The sequence below is a fragment of the Streptomyces sp. NPDC018029 genome (genome assembly GCF_044327655.1).
Classification (GTDB): Bacteria; Actinomycetota; Actinomycetes; order Streptomycetales; family Streptomycetaceae; genus Streptomyces.
The window spans coordinates 1-17,343 of record NZ_JBIRFV010000017.1; the positions used below are offsets into that span (position 1 = coordinate 1).

Genomic DNA, 17,343 nt, shown 5'->3' on the forward strand with positions numbered 1-17,343 from the left:
TACGGCTACCAGGTCACCAACGTCGAAGCCTCCATGAGCAGCCCCTCCTCCCTGCTCCACTGGACCCGCCGCATGATCGAGATCCGCAAGCAGAATCTGGCCCTGGGCATCGGCTCGTACACCGAACTGCCGTCGTCCAATCCGGCGGTCCTCGCCTATCTGCGCGAGTACCAGGACGACCTCGTGCTGTGCGTGCACAACTTCTCGCGCTTCGCGCAGCCCACCGAACTCGATCTGCAGGCCTTCGACGGACGCCATCCCGTGGAGCTGATCGGCGGGGTGCGCTTCCCGGCCATCGGTGAGCTGCCCTACCTGCTGACACTGGCGGGCCACGGCTTCTACTGGTTCCGGCTGTGCAACGACCTCCACCCGCGCCGCCCGGCGGACCTCGCCGTGCGCCTTTGAAGGGACGTGTCGCATGCTCAAGACCGCAACGCAGTCGCGTGGCAGCAGCCTCAGCCCTCCGCTGCTGCTCACGTCGTTGGCCGGAGTGCTCCAGGAGTGGCTGCCCGAGCAGCGGTGGTTCGCCGGCAAGGGGCTGCCCGTCACGGACCTGGCCGTGGTGTCGATGACCGAACTGCACCCCGGCTGCCTGCACCTGCTGATCAGCTCCGGGCACGCCGGGTCGCGCGACGACTGCTACCAACTGCTCCTCGGCGTGCGCGAGGAGCTGCCGCCCCGCCTCCACCACGCCTTCGTCGGCCGCCCCAGCGAGGGTCCCCTCGCTGGGCTCACGGTGTACGACGCCCTTCACGACCCCCGGTCGGCCGCACTGCTCCTGGAACGTCTGCGCACCCCGGGCTCGGCGGGACCGCTGCGCTTCGAACGTGACGCGCAGACCGTGGTGCCCTCGGGGCTCACGCCCCGCATCCTGGACGGCGAGCAGTCCAATACCTCTTTGGTGTACGGCGATTCCTTCATCCTGAAGCTGTTCCGCCGGGTGCAGTACGGCGTCAATCCCGACCTGGAAGTTCCCTGGGCGCTGGCCCGCGAGGGGTGTGCGCGGGTGCCCGCACCCGTGGCCTGGTTCTGGACCGACGAGCCGCGCAGGACGACCCTCGGGGTGCTCCAGCCCTTCCTGCGCGAGGCGACGGACGGCTGGACCCTGGCCCTCCAATCCCTCGCCACGGGCCGGGACTTCACCGATGAGTCGTACGAACTGGGGCGTGCCACCGCCGAGGTGCATCTCGCGCTGGCCCAGATCTTCGCGCCCGGCCCCGAGGACCCGCACGGGGGCCGTCGCCTCGCCGCCGCGATGACGGCCCGCCTGGACACCACCGCGCGGCAGGTGCCGGCGCTCGTCCCGTACGTGTCACGGCTGCGGGGCGCGTACGACGCCGTCGCGGCGCGCGGCCTGGGCCGGCCGCCGCAGCGCATCCACGGAGACCTGCACCTCGGGCAGGTGCTGCAGGCCGGGCAGCGGTGGTTCGTCATCGACTTCGAGGGCGAGCCGGCCCGCCCGATCGCCGAACGCAGACGCGTGCAGGCCCCCGTCCGCGACATCGCGGGCATGCTCCGCTCCTTCGATTACGCGGCCCACGCCAGGCGGCCCTGGCAGCCCCGGTGGGCCCAGCGGTGCCGGGACGCCTACTGCGCGGGCTACGCGGCCGAGGCGGCGTGGGACCCACGCGGGCAGGCCGAGCTCCTGCGGGCCTACGAGACCGACCGCGCGGTGTACGAGGCGCTGTACGAGGCCAGGCACCGGCCGGACTGGCTGCCCGTGCCCATGGCGGCGATCGCCCGTCTGGCGGAGGGCCGTTGACTCCCCCGCCGACGGGCCCGCGCCCGCGTCCGCCCGGCCCGCCCGTTCCGCCGCCCACGCTCCGCACCTGCTCAGAGGAGATCTGACTCCGTGGCCATCACCGACACCTCCACCCCCGCCGTCACCCTCCGCACCCCGCTGCTCGACCCGGGGGCCGTCACCGACGGCGGCCGGGCGCAGGACTGGCGCGTGTCCGATGCGCCGCTCGACGAGGAGAGCCGGGGCCGCCTCCTCGCGGGCACCCACCACGACCCGCACGCGGTGCTCGGCGCGCATCCGGTGCCCGGGGGCGTGGCGTTCACGGTGCTGCGCCCGTACGCCCAGGCGGTGACGGTCGTCGTCGACGGCCGGTCCGCGCGCCTGAACGACGTGGGGGACGGTCTCTTCTCGGGCGTTCTGCCGCTCGCGTCGATCCCCGCGTACGAACTGCGGGTGACGTACGACGGCCGGGACACCGAGGTCCAGGACCCCTACCGCTTCCTGCCCGCGCTCGGCGAACTCGATCTGCACCTGATCGGCGAGGGACGGCACGAGGAGCTGTGGCGGGCGCTGGGGGCGCATCCGATGACCCACCAGGGCGTCGTCGGCACCCGGTTCACGGTGTGGGCGCCCAACGCCCGGGGCGTGCGGGTGTGCGGGGACTTCTGCCACTGGGACGGCGCGGCCTACCCGATGCGTTCGCTGGGGTCGACCGGAGTGTGGGAGCTGTTCCTCCCCGGCATCGGCGAGGGGGACCGCTACAAGTTCGACATCACGCGGCCCGACGGCACGCACACCTTGCGCGCGGATCCGATGGCCCGCCTCGCGGAGACGCCTCCGGCGACCGCCTCCGTGGTGACCCGGTCGACCCATGTGTGGGCGGACGGGGAGTGGATGGCGCACCGGGCGGACCGTCCGGTGCATCAGGCGCCCTTCTCGGTGTACGAGGTGCATCTCCCGTCCTGGCGAGCGGGGCTGACGTACCGTCAGCTGGCGGAGGAACTCACGGCCTATGTGGCCGACGCGGGCTTCACGCATGTGGAGTTCATGCCGGTGGCCGAGCATCCGTTCGGCGGGTCGTGGGGGTACCAGGTCACCGGCCTGTACGCGCCGACGTCCCGCATGGGCACACCGGACGACTTCCGGCACCTCGTCGACACGCTGCACCAGGCGGGCATCGGCGTGATCGTGGACTGGGTGCCCGCGCACTTCCCCAAGGACGACTGGGCGCTCGCCGAGTTCGACGGCCGGCCGCTGTACGAGCCGGGGGACTCCCGGCGCGCCGAACACCCGGACTGGGGCACGCTCACCTTCGACTACGGCCGCAAGGAGGTGCGCAACTTCCTGGTCGCCAACGCGGTCTACTGGTGCGAGGAGTTCCACATCGACGGGCTGCGCGTCGACGCGGTGGCCTCCATGCTCTACCTCGACTACTCCCGCGAGGACGGCCAGTGGGCGCCGAACGAACACGGCGGCCGGGAGAACCTCGACGCGGTGTCGTTCCTTCAGGAGATGAACGCGACGGTCTACCGCCGCTGCCCCGGGGTGGTCACCATCGCCGAGGAGTCGACCGCGTGGAACGGTGTCACACGGCCCACCGATCACGTCGGCCAGGACGGCTTCGGCGGGCTCGGCTTCGGCCTGAAGTGGAACATGGGCTGGATGCACGACTCCCTGGAGTACATCCAGCACGAGCCCGTGCACCGGCAGTACCACCACAACGAGCTGACCTTCGCGATGGTCTACGCGTACAGCGAGAACTACCTCCTGCCCATCTCGCACGACGAAGTCGTCCACGGCAAGCGGGCGCTGGTGTCCAAGATGCCGGGCGACTGGTGGCAGCAGCGCGCCAACCACCGTGCCTATCTGGCCTTCATGTGGGCCCACCCCGGCAAGCAACTCCTCTTCATGGGACAGGAGTTCGCGCAGGGCGCCGAGTGGTCGCCGGAGCACGGCATGGACTGGGGGCTGCTGGACCCGTCGTATCCGGCGGAACCGGACCACGGCGGTGTGCTGCGGCTGGTACGCGACCTCAACCACCGGTACCGGGCGACGCCCGCGCTGTGGGAGCAGGACACCGTGCCCGCCGGCTTCGCCTGGGTCGACGCGGACGCGGCCCACGACAACGTCGTGGCGTTCCTGCGCTTCGCCGCCGACGGGACGCCGCTCCTGGCGGTGAGCAACTTCTCGCCGGTGATCCGCCACGCGTACGTGCTCGGGGTGCCCGAGACGGCGGGCACCTGGCGGGAGACGCTGAATACGGACGCGGCCGGGTTCGGCGGCGGCGACGTGCGCAACGCGGGTCCGCTGCGGCCGGAGCAGGAGCCCACCGGAGCCTTCCCGGCCCGCCTGCGCGTGACGCTGCCCCCACTGGCGACCCTGTGGCTGCAGCCCGAGTGACGGGCCCCTGAGCCGCGGGGAGGCCGAGGAGCGGCCGGAATCACCCCTGCATCGATGAACGTCGACATAGAAGCGTGTCAACATAGGACGCATGTCGAATGCGAAGACGGTGCCGCTGCTCGAGCCGGACGTCGAGCCCTGCTGCCCGCCCCTCACGGAGCGCCCCCTCACCGCGGAGGAGGCGGTGCGGACGGCCGCGATGTTCAAGGCCCTCGGCGATCCGGTCCGGCTGCGCCTGTTCTCCCTGGTCGCCTCGCACGAGGGCGGCGAGGCGTGCGTGTGCGACATCTCCGACGTCGGCGTCTCCCAGCCCACGGTGTCCCACCACCTGAAGAAGCTGAAGGAGGCGGGCCTGCTCACCTCCGAGCGCCGCGGGACGTGGGTGTACTACCGCGTCGAGCCGTCCGTCCTCACGGCGATGGGCCACATGCTGAGCCGGCCCACGGCCCGCGCTACCCGCGCGTCTCGGACCGGGAGGTGAACTTCCCGCGCCAGGACAGCGCCACGTACACCAGGCCGATCAGGACCGGTACCTCGATGAGGGGGCCGACGACGCCGGACAGGGCCTGGCCGCTGGTGACTCCGAAGGTGGCGATCGCCACGGCGATGGCGAGCTCGAAGTTGTTGCCGGCCGCCGTGAAGGCGAGGGTCGCCGTCCGGTCGTACGCCAGGCCGATGGCCTTGCCCAGCAGGAACGTGCCGAAGAACATCACGGCGAAGTAGACCAGCAGCGGCAGCGCGATCCGGGCCACGTCCAGCGGCTGCGAAGTGATCGTCTTTCCCTGCAGGGCGAAGAGGATGACGATCGTGAAGAGCAGCCCGTACAGCGCCCACGGGCCGATCCTCGGCAGGAAACGGGACTCGTACCGCTCCCGTCCCAGCTTCCTCTCCCCCACCCGCCGCGTGAGGAATCCGGCGAGCAGCGGGACGCCGAGGAAGATGACGACGTTCAGGGCGATCTCGCCCATGGAGATGTCGAGCTTCTCGCCGTCGCCGAGGCCGAGCCAGCCCGGGAGCAGGTCGAGGTAGAGCCAGCCCAGCAGGCCGAACGCGACGACCTGGAAGACCGAGTTGAGCGCGACGAGCACGGCGGCCGCCTCACGGTCGCCGCAGGCCAGGTCGTTCCAGATGATGACCATGGCGATGCAGCGGGCCAGGCCGACGATGATCAGGCCGGTGCGGTACTCGGGCAGGTCCGGCAGGAAGATCCAGGCGAGCGCGAACATGACGGCCGGGCCGACGAGCCAGTTGATCACCAGTGACGAGACCATCAGCCTGCGGTCGCCGGTGACGGCGTCGAGCTTGTCGTAGCGGACCTTGGCCAGGACCGGATACATCATGACCAACAGGCCGAGGGCGATCGGCAGCGAGATGCCGCCGATCTCGACCTCGGCGAGGGTGTCGTTCAGGCCGGGGACGAGGCGGCCGAGACCGATCCCCACGGCCATCGCGGCGAGGATCCACACCGCGAGGTACCGGTCGAGCGTGGAGAGCTTGGCGACGATGGAGGCGTCCGTGCCGTCCCGGGGCGGCGACGTGGTTCCGGGGTCCGCGGCGGCCATCAGCAGGCCCGCTTGCGGTCGGTCGCGATCGTCGTCCGCGCGGTCTCGGCGAGCTCGCCGAACATCTCGGCCAGCGAGTCCAGGATCTGCGGGCGGAGCTTGTAGTACGTGAAGCGGCCGCACGGCTCGGTCTCCACGACGCCCGCCTCGCGCAGGACGCGGAGGTGGTTGGAGAGGTTCGTCTGCCGGGCGCCCGTCTCCGCCACGAGGTGGGTGGTGCAGAGCGTCTCGTGGGCGAGCAGGGTCACGATCTGAAGCCTGAGCGGGTCGGCGACGACCCGGATCAGTTCAGTGTTGGCTGACGTCATCATGGGCTGATACTTTCACATCAGCAGCCGCTGATGCCAGTGACCGCTGATGCCAGTGACCGCTGACGCCGGCGGGTGCTGACGTCACCAGCGGGTGCTGACGCCGACCAGAGAGACCTTGCGATGTCCGACAAGCCCTCCGTCCTGTTCGTGTGCGTCCACAACGCGGGCCGCTCCCAGATGGCCGCCGCCTGGCTGACCCACTTGGCGGGCGACCGCGTCGAGGTCCGCTCGGCGGGCTCCGCGCCCGGCAGGGAGGTGAACCCGGCCGCGGTCGAGGCGATGCGCGAGGTCGGCATCGACATCTCCGCCGAGACCCCGAAGCTGCTGACCGTGGACGCGGTCCAGGAGTCGGACGTCTGCGTGACGATGGGCTGCGGGGACACCTGCCCGGTCTTCCCCGGCAAGCGCTACCTCGACTGGCCGCTGGAGGACCCCGCAGGCCAGGGCGTTGCGGCGGTCCGCCCGATCCGGGACGAGATCAAGACCCTGGTCGAGGGCCTGATCGCCGAGATCGCCCCGGAGCGGACGGCCTGAGCTAGCCGTTCGGGAGGATGACCGCCCGGCCGTTGACGCGGCCCGCGTGCAGGTTCTCGTACGCCGTGGGGGCGTCGTCCAGTCCGTACGTCTCCACGTGGACGTCGATCAGCCCGGCCCTGGCCAGGTCCAGGACCTCGATCAGCTCGGCCCTGCTGCCCCAGTAGGGGGAGCGGACGGCCACGTCGAAGGGGGTCGTGCCGAAGCCGACCGACGCGGCTCCGCCGCCGATGCCGACGATCGAGACGTCCGCCTCCACCGCGGCGCACGCGGTCGCCGTCGCGGCGGTGGGCGGCGCGCCGACGAAGTCGAACACCGCCTGGGCGCCCAGGCCGCCGGTCAGCTCGCGCACCCTGCCCGCCGCCGCCCCGTCCGACAGGACGGCCTCGTGGGCGCCGACCTCGCGGGCCAGGCGCAGCTTCTCCTCGGTGACGTCGAGGGCGATCACCCGTGCCGGGGTCAGCGCACGCAGCAGCTGGATCGCCACGTGCCCGAGGCCGCCGGTGCCGATGACCACGGCCGTGCTGCCGGGCGTCAGCTTGGGCAGTGAGGTCTTGACGGCGTGGTACGGCGTCAGGCCCGCGTCGGTGAGCGGCACGGCGGTCACCGGGTCGAGACCGTCCAGCGGGACCAGGTGGCGCGGGTCGTCCACGATCATGTACTCGGCGATGGCGCCGGGCGCCCCGAGTCCGGGCGGGCGGATGCCCAGCTCCGCGGCGCGCGTGCAGTAGTTCTCCTTGCCCTGCGCGCACATCAGGCAGGTGCCGCAGCCCCACGGCCCGTACACGGCCACGGAGTCGCCGAGCGCGAGCCCGGTGACGCCCTCGCCCAGCGCGGCGACGGTGCCTGCGCCCTCGTGGCCGAGGGTGAGCGGCAGCGGGAAGCCGAGGGCCTCCGCGGGCCGGCTCATCACGGCGATGTCGGAGTGGCAGACGCCTGCGGCGGTGACCTTCAACAGCACCTGGCCGGGGCCCGGTTCGGGCCGCGGGACGGTGACGACCTCGGGGGCGGCGCCGACGCTGCGGTACTGGACGGCTTTCATCTCGGCTGACATTCCGGGGTACCTCTTCTTCTGTCTCTGCTTACTCGTACGGCCGCTCTGCTTACTCGTGCGGCCGGGTCAGCGGGCCGCGTAGCCGCCGTCGACGAGGTGGTAGCTGCCGTTGATGAACGAGGCGCGGTCCGAGAGCAGGAACAGCGTGAGGTCCGCGACCTCGTCGGCGGTGCCGAGGCGGCCCTGCGGGTGCAGCGCGATCAGCTGCCTGCGCTGGGCCTCGTCGCCCTTGAGCAGCGGGGTGTCGATGAAGCCGGGGGCGACGGCGTTCACGCGCACGCCCCGTGCCGCGTACTCCACGGCGGCGCTCTTGGTCAGTCCGACGACCGCGTGCTTGGCGGCGGAGTACGCGGGGGAGCCCGCGAAGCCGTTCGTGCCGAGGATCGAGGACATGTTGACGACGGCGCCGCCGCCCGCGGCGACGAGTTGCGGCAGCTCGTACCGGAGGGAGTAGAAGACGCCGTTGAGGTTGGTGTCGATCACGCGCCGCCAGTCCTCGACCGTGTACTCGCCGGTCGGGGCGGAGGCTCCGGCGATCCCGGCGTTGTTGACGGCCAGTTGGAGACCGCCGAAGGTCTCGACGGTGAACTCGACGGCGTGGCGTACCGATTCGGGGTCGGTGACGTCGACGCGTACGGCGGCGGCGCGGCCGCCGGCCTCGGTGAGCGACCGGGCGACGTCCCGCGCGCCCTGTTCGTTGTGGTCCGCGACGACGACGGCCGCTCCTGCCGCGGCGAGGCGGCGGGCGACCTCGAGGCCGATGCCGGAGGCGGCGCCGGTGACGAGGGCGGTCTTCCCGGCGAACTCCGCCGAGGCGGTGACGCCGGCTGTGCTGGTGGTGCTGGTGTTCATGGTGGTGCCTGGTTTCACGTGGTGGTGGTTCGGGGTGCGGGTTCGTCGGCCAGGGCCGCGAACGCCGCGTCGATGAGCTGCGGCAGGGGGGTGCTCGCGCCGGGCGCGATCCAGAACCGTACGGCCGTGCCGAACGCCCCGACCGCCAGCGAGACGGCGAGTGCCGGGCGCAGATCGCGCTCGGCGTCCAGGCCGAGCCGGCGCGCGACGATCGCCACCGACTCGGTCTCGGCCTCGTCCCGCACCCGCAGGTAGGCGGAGAGCAGCGACGGCTCCTCGTGGAGCAGCCGGAGCAGGTCGCCCGAGCGGGGCAGGCGGTGCCAGGCGGTCGGTTCGTCGTCGAGCCAGCCGCGGAGGGCCCGGTAGTAGGCCGTGAGCGGGGTCTCTTCCGCGGGGCGGGCGGCGAGCGCCGCGTTGATCCGCGCGTAGTCGGCGCGCAGGGCGTCGACCACGGCGTCCTCCTTCCCGGCGAAGTAGCGGGAGAAGGTGCGGCGGGAGACGTCGGCGCGGTCGCTGATCGTCTCGACGGTGACCTGGTCGAGGCCGTGGGCGAGGACCAGGTCCACGGCGGCGTTCGCCATGGCGGCCCGGCTCTCCTGGACCTTGCGGGTCCTGCGGCCCTGTGTGCTGCTCATGCTTTCGACTGTACTCCTCGAACTGTCTCAATGGGACACTTGGCCCGCCGGGACAGCTTGCGTCGCTCTCGGCGGGCTCGGCGGGCTCGGCGGTTTCGGCGGTTTCGGCGGTTTCGGCGGTTTCGGCGGGAGCCTTCACGCCCTCTGCCCGACTGCGGTCGCGCGTGCCATCGTGGTTCCGCGCCGTTGGTCCGGACCAGCGGCCCGGAAGGTCAGCTGCCGAGGAGGAGCGTGCGCATGCGCGGCACCACCGTCTTACCGGGTCAGGGAAACAACGGAGAGCCGGGCGAGGAGGGCATGCCGACGCATCGGCTGCAGGTGCCGATGCCCAACACCCTGCCCTTCGCCATCGGTACGTTCGACACCATCGGGCCCATGTCCCGTGCGCCCTTCCCGCACCGGCACACCTTCCACGAGATCGTCCACGTGACAGGCGGCAGCGGCGGGCACGTGGTCGACCTGAGCCGCTTCACGCTGCGGCCGCCGAACCTGTGCTTCATCGCCCCCGGGCAGGTCCATCACTGGGACGGCGTGGCCGGGCTCGAGGGCCAAGTCATCCTGTTCACCGATGACTTCCTCCTCGACCATCCGGCCGACCGGCACATCCTGCGGGGGCTCGCCCGGCGCTCCTGTCTCGACCTGACCGAGGAGGCGGCGGAGTGGACCGCCCGCCTGGTCGCCGAGCTGGACGGCGAGTACCGGTCGGGGGCCGAGGGGTTCCAGGGCGTTCTGCGGGCGCTGCTGCACATCCTGGTGGTGCGGGCGGCGCGGCTGCCCGCCCTGCGGACGTCGCCGGCGGCGTCCGGACCGCCGCACGAGGGGGCGCCCCACGAGGGAGCGCCGCACTCGCGGCCGGCCTCGGTGGCCACGGATTTCGCGACGCTCCTCGCCGGCCCCGAGGGTGCCCTGCAGTCGGTGCGGTCGTGCGCGGCGCGGCTGGGTGTCTCGGTGAGCTACCTCAGTGAGGCGGTGAAGGCCTCCACCGGCCGCACGCCCGGCGAACTGATCCGGCAGACCCGGGTGCACGAGGCCAAACGCCTGCTGCTGCGCACGGACTTGTCGGTCCGTCAGGTGGCGGGGCGGGTCGGGTTCGGTGACCCGGCGTACTTCTGCCGCTTCTTCCGCCGCGAGACCGGCGCGAGCCCCGGGGACTTCCGGCGCGGCGGTGGCGATATTCACCACGACCACCGGCTCCAGTCCATCGTCGGGTCCTCCTCCCCCGCATAGCTTCATAGCCGATCCGGAACGCACCCATCCCTTACGGCTCAGGAGGAGCGAGCGATGGACAACGAGATCGGCATCCCCGACGGTGACGGCACCCCCGAAGCCGGCGCATCCGGCGGCACCGGTGTGAACGGCAGCAAGGGCCCGAGCCGCAAGACCGTCCTGCGGGCCGCCGCCGCGATGGGCATGAGTGTGCCCTTGACCCTCTGGGGAGCGCCCGCGCTGGCGCGGACCGCCGGCGAGCGGGGCGAGGCGGTCGAGCCGACGCCCACCTGCGACGACGGTGACGACCCGACCATCCCGCAGATGGAGGGGCCGTACTTCAAGCGCAACTCGCCGCAGCGCACCTCTCTGGTCCAGCCCGGCACCCCGGGCGTGCGCCTCACCGTCACCGGCTACGTCTTCGGACTGGCCTGCAAACCGATCCCCCGGGCGCTGCTGGACTTCTGGCAGGCCGACACCTACGGAGCGTACGACAACGTGGGATACCGCTTCCGTGGGCACCAGTTCACCGACGCCAACGGCGCGTTCAAGCTCTCCACGATCGTGCCGGGCCTCTACCCGGGTCGCACCCGCCACCTGCACGTCAAGGTGCAGGCCCCCGGGCGCCCGATCCTCACGACGCAGCTGTACTTCCCGGGTGAGCCGCGCAACAACACGGACACGATATTCGACCCCCGGCTGCTCATGAACGTCCGCACCGTCGGCAACGCGAAGGAGGCGGACTTCGACTTCGTCCTCAATGTGCCGCAGTAGCGGCGCCGTACAACCTTTGGTGGGCACGGCAGGTCAACTGACCGGTCAAGAACACCTGAGGAACAGAGGAAGACGTATGTCGCTCACCAGCCGCAGAGCCCGTGTCACCATGCCGCTGATCGCCGCCTCCCTGCTGGTGGGCGGCGGCCTCTCGGCCTGGGCCCTGGGGCAGGGCACCGCCGCCCACGCGGCCGCGCCGGACGCCGGCCGCGTGGGCGGCGCCGTGCGGCCGACGGACGACTTCAACGGCGACGGCTACGCCGACCTGGTCGCCGGCGCCCCGGGCGGCACGGTCTCCGGCCAGGCGAAGGCCGGGTACGTGGTGGTGACGTACGGCTCCAAGGACGGCCTCGACCCCGCCCAGAAGAAGATCATCAGCCGCTCCACCAGTGGCGTGCCGGGCGCGGCCACCGCCAAGCAGGCCTTCGGCGACTCGTTCACCAAGGGCGATCTGGACCGCGACGGCTTCACCGATCTCGTCGTCGGCAGCGCCGGCCGGGGCTCCGCGGCGGGCTCGGTGATCCTGTGGGGTTCCGCCTCTGGCCTCACCGGCGGCACGAAGGTCGCCACGTACGGCTTCAGGCCGCAGGCCGGGGACTTCGACGGTGACGGGACCACCGACCTCGCGCTGTTCGCCGGGGTGGGCTACTACGGCGACGACGCGACCCCCCAGGGTGCCCGCCTGTGGCAGGGCCCCCTCAAGCGCACCGGGACCCCCGCCGCGACGCTCGACTTCATGGACAAGTCGCAGTGGTGGAGTTACGAGGACGAAGAGCGCCCCGGCCCGTCGTGCGGTGAGCGGCCCGAGACCTGCGTGGACGGGCCGCAGTCCGTGAAGGGCCCGGTGGTCCCCCAGGCCGTCGGCGACATCAACGGCGACGGCCGCGCCGACATCGCCATGAACGACTATTACGGCGACGGCGAGTGGGGCAACAGCGTCCTGTACGGCACCGCCACCGGCTTCAAGCGGGGTGACGCGCCGGGTTCCAGCGGCGCCCTCGGTGTCGGCGACGTCAACGGCGACCACTACGACGACCTGGTCGTCGGCGACAGCGACTACGAGAGCAGGGCCATGGTCGCCTACGGCTCGGCGGACGGCCTGAAGGACGGTGTGCAGAAGTTCGACCAGGACCTGCCGGGCGTTCCCGGTGCCGAGGAGAGCGGTGACGGCTTCGGCCGTTCGGTCGCGGTCGGCGACGTGACCGGCGACGGCTACGCCGATGTCGCGCTCGGGGTGGTCGGTGAGAACGTCCGGGACGTCGCCGACGCCGGCGCGGTCGTCCTCGTGCGCGGCAGCGCCGACGGCGTGACGGGCACGGGGGCCCAGGCCTTCCACCAGGACACGGCGGACGTGCCCGGAGTCGCCGAGAAGGGCGACTTCTTCGGGTCGGCCGTGTCGCTGCTCGACGTCACGGGTGACGGCCACGGCGACCTCGCGGCGTCCTCCGTCGCGGAGAACGCCCAGGCCGGCGCGGTGTGGTCGCTGCGCGGCACGTCCAGCGGCCTGACGGCGAGGAAGTCCGTGGCCTTCGGCCCCAAGGACGTCGCGGCCCCGAACACCGCGGCGCTCTTCGGCAGCGGGCTGCGCTAGCCCCGCTCCTCGCCGGCCGTGTCGGGCACGTGCCCCGGTCTGAGGCCTCCCCCCGTCGGAGGCCTCAGACCGGGCGGATCAGCTCCCACGTGTCGACGGCGTGGTCCAGGGCCATGCCGTGCCGTTCGTACAGGGCGAGCGCGCCGCTGCTGTTGTCGGTGTCCACGCCGAGGCCGATCCGGTCGCGGCCCAGTGCCGCGTAGTGCCCGAAGGCGTGGCGCAGGAGGTGGCTGCCGATGCCGCGCCCGCGGGCCTCGGCCAGGACGCCGAGGTTGCCTATCCATCCCATCGACGCGCGGTCGTTGTGGGTGCGCAGCACGGCTGCGTCTCCGTGCCCCTCGACGTGGGCGACCCAGATCAGCGACCAGTCGACCCGCTCGGCGTCGATGTCGTCCAACCACTGTTCGTACGTGCGCGGTTGGTGGTCGAAGTGCTCCGCGAAGCACTTCTGGAGCAGGTCGTGGGCGCGCCTGCGGTCCTCTTCGGCCAGGCACGGCCGCAATGTCACTCCGGGCGGGGGCGCAGGCAACGGGTCGGCCTGTGGGTCGATTTGACGTGCCATCACGTTATAACGGCGCACGGTCCGCCAGCCTCGTGCGCGCAGGGCCGTCGGGTCCGTGGTGGGCGCGGTGTTGAGGTGGAGGTGCACGACGGCTCGCGCCGCGCCGTTGGCCGCCGCCCGCTCCGCGGCGCGGTCCTCCAACAGGTCGAAGAGGTGCAGGGAGCCTTCGGGGCGGCCGGGCAGGACGTAGTGGTCGACGTCGATCCGCTCGCCGCCTGATTCGTCCCGCAGCAGCGCGTACCCGACGAGCAGGTCACCGTCGTACAGCAGCCAGGAGTCCCGCTCCAGGTCCACCTCGGGGTGCTTCAAGTCGGCCTGCACCTCGGCCGGCTCGGTGTCGGCCCGGCCGATCTCCAGCAGGTCGACTTCATTGAGCAGCGCACACACGGCCGCCGTGTCACCGAGGGTCGCCGGGCGCACGGTCAGGCCCGGGGGCGGCGTGAGGGACGTCGTCATGGGTCCACTGTCCGGGGGCTGGGGGCCGGACCACAACGGATTTTTTCCGGGGGGCCGTCCATCTCGTACGAGTCCCTGACGACGTGTGTGCACTGTCCCCGGGGCTTGCCACTCCGTTCACACCAGTGCCGCTCAGTCCTCCTTGCTCTTTCCCTCGGCGATCCGCTTCTTGACCCGCGCATCCTTTGCCAGTTCTGACGGCAGCTTCGTTCGAGGGCCGAGCTTGGTGGAAGCCAACTGCTCCACTGTCACCCGCGTGGTCCTCCCCGTCTCACGTCCCACTTCCTTGCCGTTCACCTTGCGGCGCTGCGCGGGCCGTAGATCCGCGCCGCGTAGATCCGCGCCTTTCAGATCCGCACCTTTCAGATCCACCCCACGGAGATCCGCTCCACGCAAATCAGCCCCCCGGAGAGACGCATTGACGAATGTGGCCTCTACGAAGCTCCCACGGGCCATTTGGGCTTCTTGGAGCGTCGCGTTGGTCAGGTCGGCATGGAACAGCGTGGCCGAGCGCAGGTCGGCATCATCCAAGTCCGCCGACGGCAGCTTCGCTCCGCTGAGGAAAACCTCGCTCATGTCCGCACCGCTCAGATCCGAAGACGCAAGATTCGCGCCACTCAGGTTGGCCCTGCTCAGACGCGGGCGGTCCACGTCCCCCTCGTCCGAGTCCGGGCCGTACCACCTGCGCAGGGCTATCTGCGGCAAATACGCCTCGCGCAGATCCACTGCCGCTGCGCCGTCATGGTCGGGGTTCCGGCGTGCAAGAATTTCGAACGCCGAATGCACATCCGCTTCGGGCCGGCCCTTGTACCCCGCGCTCTCCCGCCCGGACGAGCGGGCGTGCGTGCGGACATAGGCGGAGAGAACGTCGACGATGGCCGGTTGGTCCCGCGGTGAGTCCTGCATGATGCGCTGCAGGGCGTAGACACCCCCCAGCCGCACATCCGCCGATTCATTGCCGAGGTTGTTCACTGCGGCGGTATAGCGATTCGCGATTTGTTCCTCATGCGTGGCGCGTATGTCGGCCCGCATCTGCTGGGTGGTGACGACGACGGCCAGGACTGCCGCGATACCTGTGATCAGGCCACCTGCCACGCCACCTATGGTGGACCATTTGTTGTCCCCTGCAGGCGCCCCGGCATTGCTCGGCACGGGTTCTGCCGTTGATGTTCCGTCCGGCGGCCTGCACGGTTCGCTTCCCGGCCTGGATGCAGAGGTAGACGGGCTCCCGCTGTCCGGGTCCTGTGCCGGCGGCTCCGCACGTCGGGTGAAATTCGTCAAGGAACGGACAATGGAAGTTCGGAACCGCCGTACCCTCCCGCCTGGTTGCATGGCTCCCCCTGTCATGAGTCCATTTGACCCGGGCGTGCTTGGGCCACGCCAGGCCTTCACTCACATCCGTGGCGCTGGAGGGTGTCGCGCACTCACATCCGTGGCGCTGGAGGGTGTTGCGGAGTCGCTGACGGCTCTTCGGAGACCGCGTCGCAGTGGCTCCGGGTCAGGGCGTGAGCACGATCCTGCCGAACACCTCGCCCGCGTCCATCGCGTGGTGGGCCCGCGCCGCCCGGTCCAGTGGGAACACCTCGTGCACGACCGTGCGCAGGTCTCCGTGTGCGGCTTCGGTGAACTGGGACGACCGCACAGCCTGCCGGTCGGGGACGGGCACGGTGTCGGAGCTGAAGGTGGTGAACGACAACGACTTGCGGAAGCCGTCCATCAGCCGCATGCCGAAGTCCGTCGGCGGTTGCCCACCGACCACGCCGACAGCCACGTAGCGTCCATTGGGGTTCAACCTGTCGATGAAGAGGGGCAGTTGTGGGCCGCTGATCATGTCGATCACTGCGTCGAAGCCCGTCGGCGCATCCGGGCCTCCCTCGCCGGAGCGGTCGAGGACATGGGTCGCGCCCAGGTCCCGCAGGCGGGCGCCGCGTGCCGTCGATGAGGTGGTGACCGCCACCGCGCTCGCGCCGCGTCTGGCCGCGAGCTGGACCGCCGTGATCCCGATGCTGCCCGCCGCACCGCGCACGAGCACCGACTCGCCGGGCGTGAAACGGGCCCGGTCCAGGGCGAAGTGGGCGACTACGCCGGAGCCGCCGAGCGTCACCGCGTCGGTGCCGGTGAGGTCGTCCGGCAGGACGAGGATGTCCTCGACCGCGGCGACGGCCTGCTCGGCGTAGCCGCCGGACAGGCCGGTGAACGCCCACACCCGCTGCCCGATCCAGGAGGCGTCCACGCCGTCTCCCACCGCGGTGACCGTTCCCGCGACCTCGCTGCCGAGGAGATGGCCCTCCCGGAAGCCGTGGGCGGCAAGCGTTCCCCGGCGGATGACGGCGTCCACGCCGCCCACCCCGACCGCCTCCGTGGCGATCCGCACCTGTCCCGGGGCAGGATCGGGCGCGGGCACATCGACGACCTCCAGGCCGTCGGGGTCACCGAAGGTCCTGATCACGACGGCTTTCATGGCTACTACTCCTCGCGGTTGGTGGGGGGGGTGGCAGGTGCGCGCGGCCCGGCAGGCCCGGCAGCACCGCCATCGGAACGTAACGGACGCCCCCGTCCGCTTGGCTAAAGTGAGAAGCGATGAGCCATCATTTGCCTCAGTCCGTGCGCTCCGACGCCCGCGACAACCGGATCCGCATACTGGACGCCGCCCGCACGGTGTTCGGCGAGGAGGGGCTGGGCGCGCCCATGCGCGAGGTCGCCCGGCAGGCCGGTGTCGGCCCCGCCACGCTGTACCGGCACTTTCCGACCAAGCAGGCGCTGATCGTGGAGACCTTCGCCGAGCAGCGGCGGGAGTGCCATGCCGCCGTCCGCGACGCCCTCGCGGAGTCGGACGCGTGGTCCGGCTTCCGGAGCCTGGTCGAGCGGATCTGCGAACTCCACGCGCAGAGCCGGGGGTTCGCCGACGCCTTCATGGCGGCGTTCCCCGAGGCCATGGACTTCACCGCCGACCGGGAGCAGACGCTGCGCGCGGTCGGTGAACTGGCACGCCGCGCCCAGGAGGCCGGCCACCTGCGCCCCGGCTTCGTCCTCGACGACCTGGTCCTCATGCTCACGGCCCACCGGGGCCTTCAGGACACCCCGCGCACGGCCCGACTCACGGCCTCCCGCCGCTTCGCCGCCTACATGATCGAGGCCTTCCACGCCACCGCCCCAGAGACGGACTCCCCCACACCCCTACCACCGCCACCCCACCTACAGCTCACGCTCCCGCCCTCGCCGGGCACGCCATAGACCCGTCCGTGAGATTGTCGTGACCGTGACCGTGACCGTGACCGAGTCCTGGACGATCGATGATGACGAACCCGTTCGTGTGTCGCCCGAGACGGTGTCGGGAGTCCTCCGTCGGAGGATTGACAGCGGGCGGCTCGAGACGTGGCTGGCCAGTTCGTCCGGGCGGTCGCTGGCCTTCGTCACGAATTCTGAGCGCGCGATGGTGATGCTGCTCGAAGAAGCCGGAGACCCCGGCGAGCATGCCGTGACCCCGCAAGCCGAGGGATCGAGCGAAGGGTTCGCCCTCTCCAACGGGCAGCACGACGAGTACCCGGACGAGGACACTGTCCCCGTCCGGGAGGCGTTGAGGCTCATCGAGCACATCGTCGGCACGGGGTCCTGGCCTTTGGACGCACGCCGGGTGGTCGATCGCTGAAGCCCCCCCCCACGGA

The 17,343-nt window shown here is 71.2% G+C and carries 16 protein-coding genes and 2 pseudogenes; 10 read left to right on the forward strand and 8 right to left on the reverse strand.

What is annotated here, in order from left to right:
* The 4 genes and pseudogenes from ACH4D5_RS36470 to ACH4D5_RS36485 form a co-directional block, all read left to right on the forward strand.
* Window positions 1-405 (forward strand): alpha-glucosidase C-terminal domain-containing protein (locus ACH4D5_RS36470; protein ID WP_398311729.1); only part of this gene is annotated, 405 nt, incomplete at its 5' end.
* A 13-nt stretch (window positions 406-418) separates the two neighbouring features.
* Window positions 419-1,762, forward strand: a complete 1,344-nt coding sequence (locus tag ACH4D5_RS36475; protein WP_398311732.1) for a maltokinase — start codon at window positions 419-421, stop codon at window positions 1,760-1,762.
* An 82-nt stretch (window positions 1,763-1,844) separates the two neighbouring features.
* Window positions 1,845-4,141 (forward strand): annotated as a pseudogene (glgB, locus tag ACH4D5_RS36480) (1,4-alpha-glucan branching enzyme).
* A 91-nt stretch (window positions 4,142-4,232) separates the two neighbouring features.
* Window positions 4,233-4,622, forward strand: coding sequence for an ArsR/SmtB family transcription factor (locus ACH4D5_RS36485; RefSeq protein ID WP_398311734.1), 390 nt, complete (start codon window positions 4,233-4,235; stop codon window positions 4,620-4,622).
* Here the strand turns inward: ACH4D5_RS36485 and arsB are convergent.
* Together arsB and ACH4D5_RS36495 are read right to left on the reverse strand one after the other, a co-directional pair.
* Window positions 4,594-5,703, reverse strand: a complete 1,110-nt coding sequence (gene arsB, locus ACH4D5_RS36490) for an ACR3 family arsenite efflux transporter (protein ID WP_398311737.1) — start codon at window positions 5,701-5,703, stop codon at window positions 4,594-4,596. The two genes, ACH4D5_RS36485 and arsB, sit on opposite strands and share 29 nt — an antisense overlap.
* Window positions 5,703-6,014, reverse strand: coding sequence for an ArsR/SmtB family transcription factor (locus ACH4D5_RS36495; RefSeq protein ID WP_398311740.1), 312 nt, complete (start codon window positions 6,012-6,014; stop codon window positions 5,703-5,705). The genes arsB and ACH4D5_RS36495 overlap by 1 nt, the downstream gene beginning before the upstream one ends.
* A 120-nt stretch (window positions 6,015-6,134) precedes the next feature.
* Between ACH4D5_RS36495 and ACH4D5_RS36500 the strand changes: the two genes are divergently transcribed.
* Window positions 6,135-6,548 (forward strand): arsenate reductase ArsC, encoded by a 414-nt coding sequence (locus tag ACH4D5_RS36500; RefSeq protein WP_398311743.1) that lies wholly within the window; start codon window positions 6,135-6,137, stop codon window positions 6,546-6,548.
* Window position 6,549: 1 nt separating this feature from the next.
* On the opposite strand, the gene ACH4D5_RS36505 is transcribed toward ACH4D5_RS36500, so the two are convergent.
* The 3 genes from ACH4D5_RS36505 to ACH4D5_RS36515 form a co-directional block, all read right to left on the reverse strand.
* Window positions 6,550-7,590: an NAD(P)-dependent alcohol dehydrogenase gene (locus ACH4D5_RS36505; protein WP_398312130.1), complete on the reverse strand. Its 1,041-nt coding sequence runs from the start codon at window positions 7,588-7,590 to the stop codon at window positions 6,550-6,552.
* Between the two features lie 78 nt (window positions 7,591-7,668).
* Window positions 7,669-8,454 carry an SDR family NAD(P)-dependent oxidoreductase gene (locus ACH4D5_RS36510; protein ID WP_398311746.1) on the reverse strand — a complete coding sequence of 262 codons (786 nt, stop codon included), beginning with the start codon at window positions 8,452-8,454 and terminating at the stop codon, window positions 7,669-7,671.
* Between the two features lie 14 nt (window positions 8,455-8,468).
* Window positions 8,469-9,089: a TetR family transcriptional regulator gene (locus ACH4D5_RS36515; protein WP_398311749.1), complete on the reverse strand. Its 621-nt coding sequence runs from the start codon at window positions 9,087-9,089 to the stop codon at window positions 8,469-8,471.
* Between the two features lie 297 nt (window positions 9,090-9,386).
* Here ACH4D5_RS36515 and ACH4D5_RS36520 point away from each other — a divergent pair, with 297 nt between their 5' ends.
* The 3 genes and pseudogenes from ACH4D5_RS36520 (at window position 9,387) to ACH4D5_RS36530 (ending at window position 12,660) form a co-directional block, all read left to right on the forward strand.
* On the forward strand, window positions 9,387-10,316 hold the full coding sequence (locus ACH4D5_RS36520; protein WP_398311752.1) for an AraC family transcriptional regulator: 930 nt from the start codon (window positions 9,387-9,389) through the stop codon (window positions 10,314-10,316).
* A 54-nt stretch (window positions 10,317-10,370) separates the two neighbouring features.
* A pseudogene (locus ACH4D5_RS36525) lies at window positions 10,371-11,066 on the forward strand (dioxygenase); the annotation flags it as partial.
* A 79-nt stretch (window positions 11,067-11,145) separates the two neighbouring features.
* Window positions 11,146-12,660 carry a hypothetical protein gene (locus ACH4D5_RS36530; RefSeq protein ID WP_398311755.1) on the forward strand — a complete coding sequence of 505 codons (1,515 nt, stop codon included), beginning with the start codon at window positions 11,146-11,148 and terminating at the stop codon, window positions 12,658-12,660.
* Between the two features lie 64 nt (window positions 12,661-12,724).
* Here the strand turns inward: ACH4D5_RS36530 and ACH4D5_RS36535 are convergent, their stop codons facing one another.
* From ACH4D5_RS36535 to ACH4D5_RS36545, 3 genes are all read right to left on the reverse strand, one after another.
* Window positions 12,725-13,678 carry a GNAT family N-acetyltransferase gene (locus tag ACH4D5_RS36535; RefSeq protein ID WP_398311758.1) on the reverse strand — a complete coding sequence of 318 codons (954 nt, stop codon included), beginning with the start codon at window positions 13,676-13,678 and terminating at the stop codon, window positions 12,725-12,727.
* 132 nt (window positions 13,679-13,810) lie between these two features.
* Window positions 13,811-14,773, reverse strand: a complete 963-nt coding sequence (locus ACH4D5_RS36540; RefSeq protein ID WP_398311761.1) for a pentapeptide repeat-containing protein — start codon at window positions 14,771-14,773, stop codon at window positions 13,811-13,813.
* 403 nt (window positions 14,774-15,176) lie between these two features.
* Entirely contained in the window at window positions 15,177-16,139 is a 963-nt protein-coding gene (locus ACH4D5_RS36545; RefSeq protein ID WP_398311763.1) for a zinc-dependent alcohol dehydrogenase family protein, read from the reverse strand.
* Window positions 16,140-16,258: 119 nt separating this feature from the next.
* Between ACH4D5_RS36545 and ACH4D5_RS36550 the strand changes: the two genes are divergently transcribed.
* Together ACH4D5_RS36550 and ACH4D5_RS36555 are read left to right on the forward strand one after the other, a co-directional pair.
* The gene (locus tag ACH4D5_RS36550; protein ID WP_398311766.1) at window positions 16,259-16,912 is read left to right on the forward strand and encodes a TetR/AcrR family transcriptional regulator; all 654 of its coding nucleotides are present in this window, start codon (window positions 16,259-16,261) and stop codon (window positions 16,910-16,912) included.
* Between the two features lie 25 nt (window positions 16,913-16,937).
* Window positions 16,938-17,327, forward strand: coding sequence for a hypothetical protein (locus ACH4D5_RS36555; protein ID WP_398311769.1), 390 nt, complete (start codon window positions 16,938-16,940; stop codon window positions 17,325-17,327).
* Window positions 17,328-17,343 lie beyond the last annotated feature (16 nt).

Excerpts from the sequence above, each read along its gene's own strand:
- ACH4D5_RS36550 (WP_398311766.1), top strand. The coding sequence starts at position 16,259 with ATGAGCCATCATTTGCCTCAGTCCGTGCGCTCCGACGCCCGCGACAAC.
- arsB (WP_398311737.1), bottom strand. The coding sequence starts at position 5,703 with ATGGCCGCCGCGGACCCCGGAACCACGTCGCCGCCCCGGGACGGCACG.
- ACH4D5_RS36510 (WP_398311746.1), bottom strand. The coding sequence starts at position 8,454 with ATGAACACCAGCACCACCAGCACAGCCGGCGTCACCGCCTCGGCGGAG.
- ACH4D5_RS36515 (WP_398311749.1), bottom strand. The coding sequence starts at position 9,089 with ATGAGCAGCACACAGGGCCGCAGGACCCGCAAGGTCCAGGAGAGCCGG.
- ACH4D5_RS36500 (WP_398311743.1), top strand. The coding sequence starts at position 6,135 with ATGTCCGACAAGCCCTCCGTCCTGTTCGTGTGCGTCCACAACGCGGGC.
- ACH4D5_RS36495 (WP_398311740.1), bottom strand. The coding sequence starts at position 6,014 with ATGATGACGTCAGCCAACACTGAACTGATCCGGGTCGTCGCCGACCCG.
- ACH4D5_RS36485 (WP_398311734.1), top strand. The coding sequence starts at position 4,233 with ATGTCGAATGCGAAGACGGTGCCGCTGCTCGAGCCGGACGTCGAGCCC.
- ACH4D5_RS36475 (WP_398311732.1), top strand. The coding sequence starts at position 419 with ATGCTCAAGACCGCAACGCAGTCGCGTGGCAGCAGCCTCAGCCCTCCG.
- ACH4D5_RS36505 (WP_398312130.1), bottom strand. The coding sequence starts at position 7,590 with ATGAAAGCCGTCCAGTACCGCAGCGTCGGCGCCGCCCCCGAGGTCGTC.
- ACH4D5_RS36545 (WP_398311763.1), bottom strand. The coding sequence starts at position 16,139 with ATGAAAGCCGTCGTGATCAGGACCTTCGGTGACCCCGACGGCCTGGAG.
- ACH4D5_RS36530 (WP_398311755.1), top strand. The coding sequence starts at position 11,146 with ATGTCGCTCACCAGCCGCAGAGCCCGTGTCACCATGCCGCTGATCGCC.
- ACH4D5_RS36535 (WP_398311758.1), bottom strand. The coding sequence starts at position 13,678 with ATGACGACGTCCCTCACGCCGCCCCCGGGCCTGACCGTGCGCCCGGCG.
- ACH4D5_RS36520 (WP_398311752.1), top strand. The coding sequence starts at position 9,387 with ATGCCGACGCATCGGCTGCAGGTGCCGATGCCCAACACCCTGCCCTTC.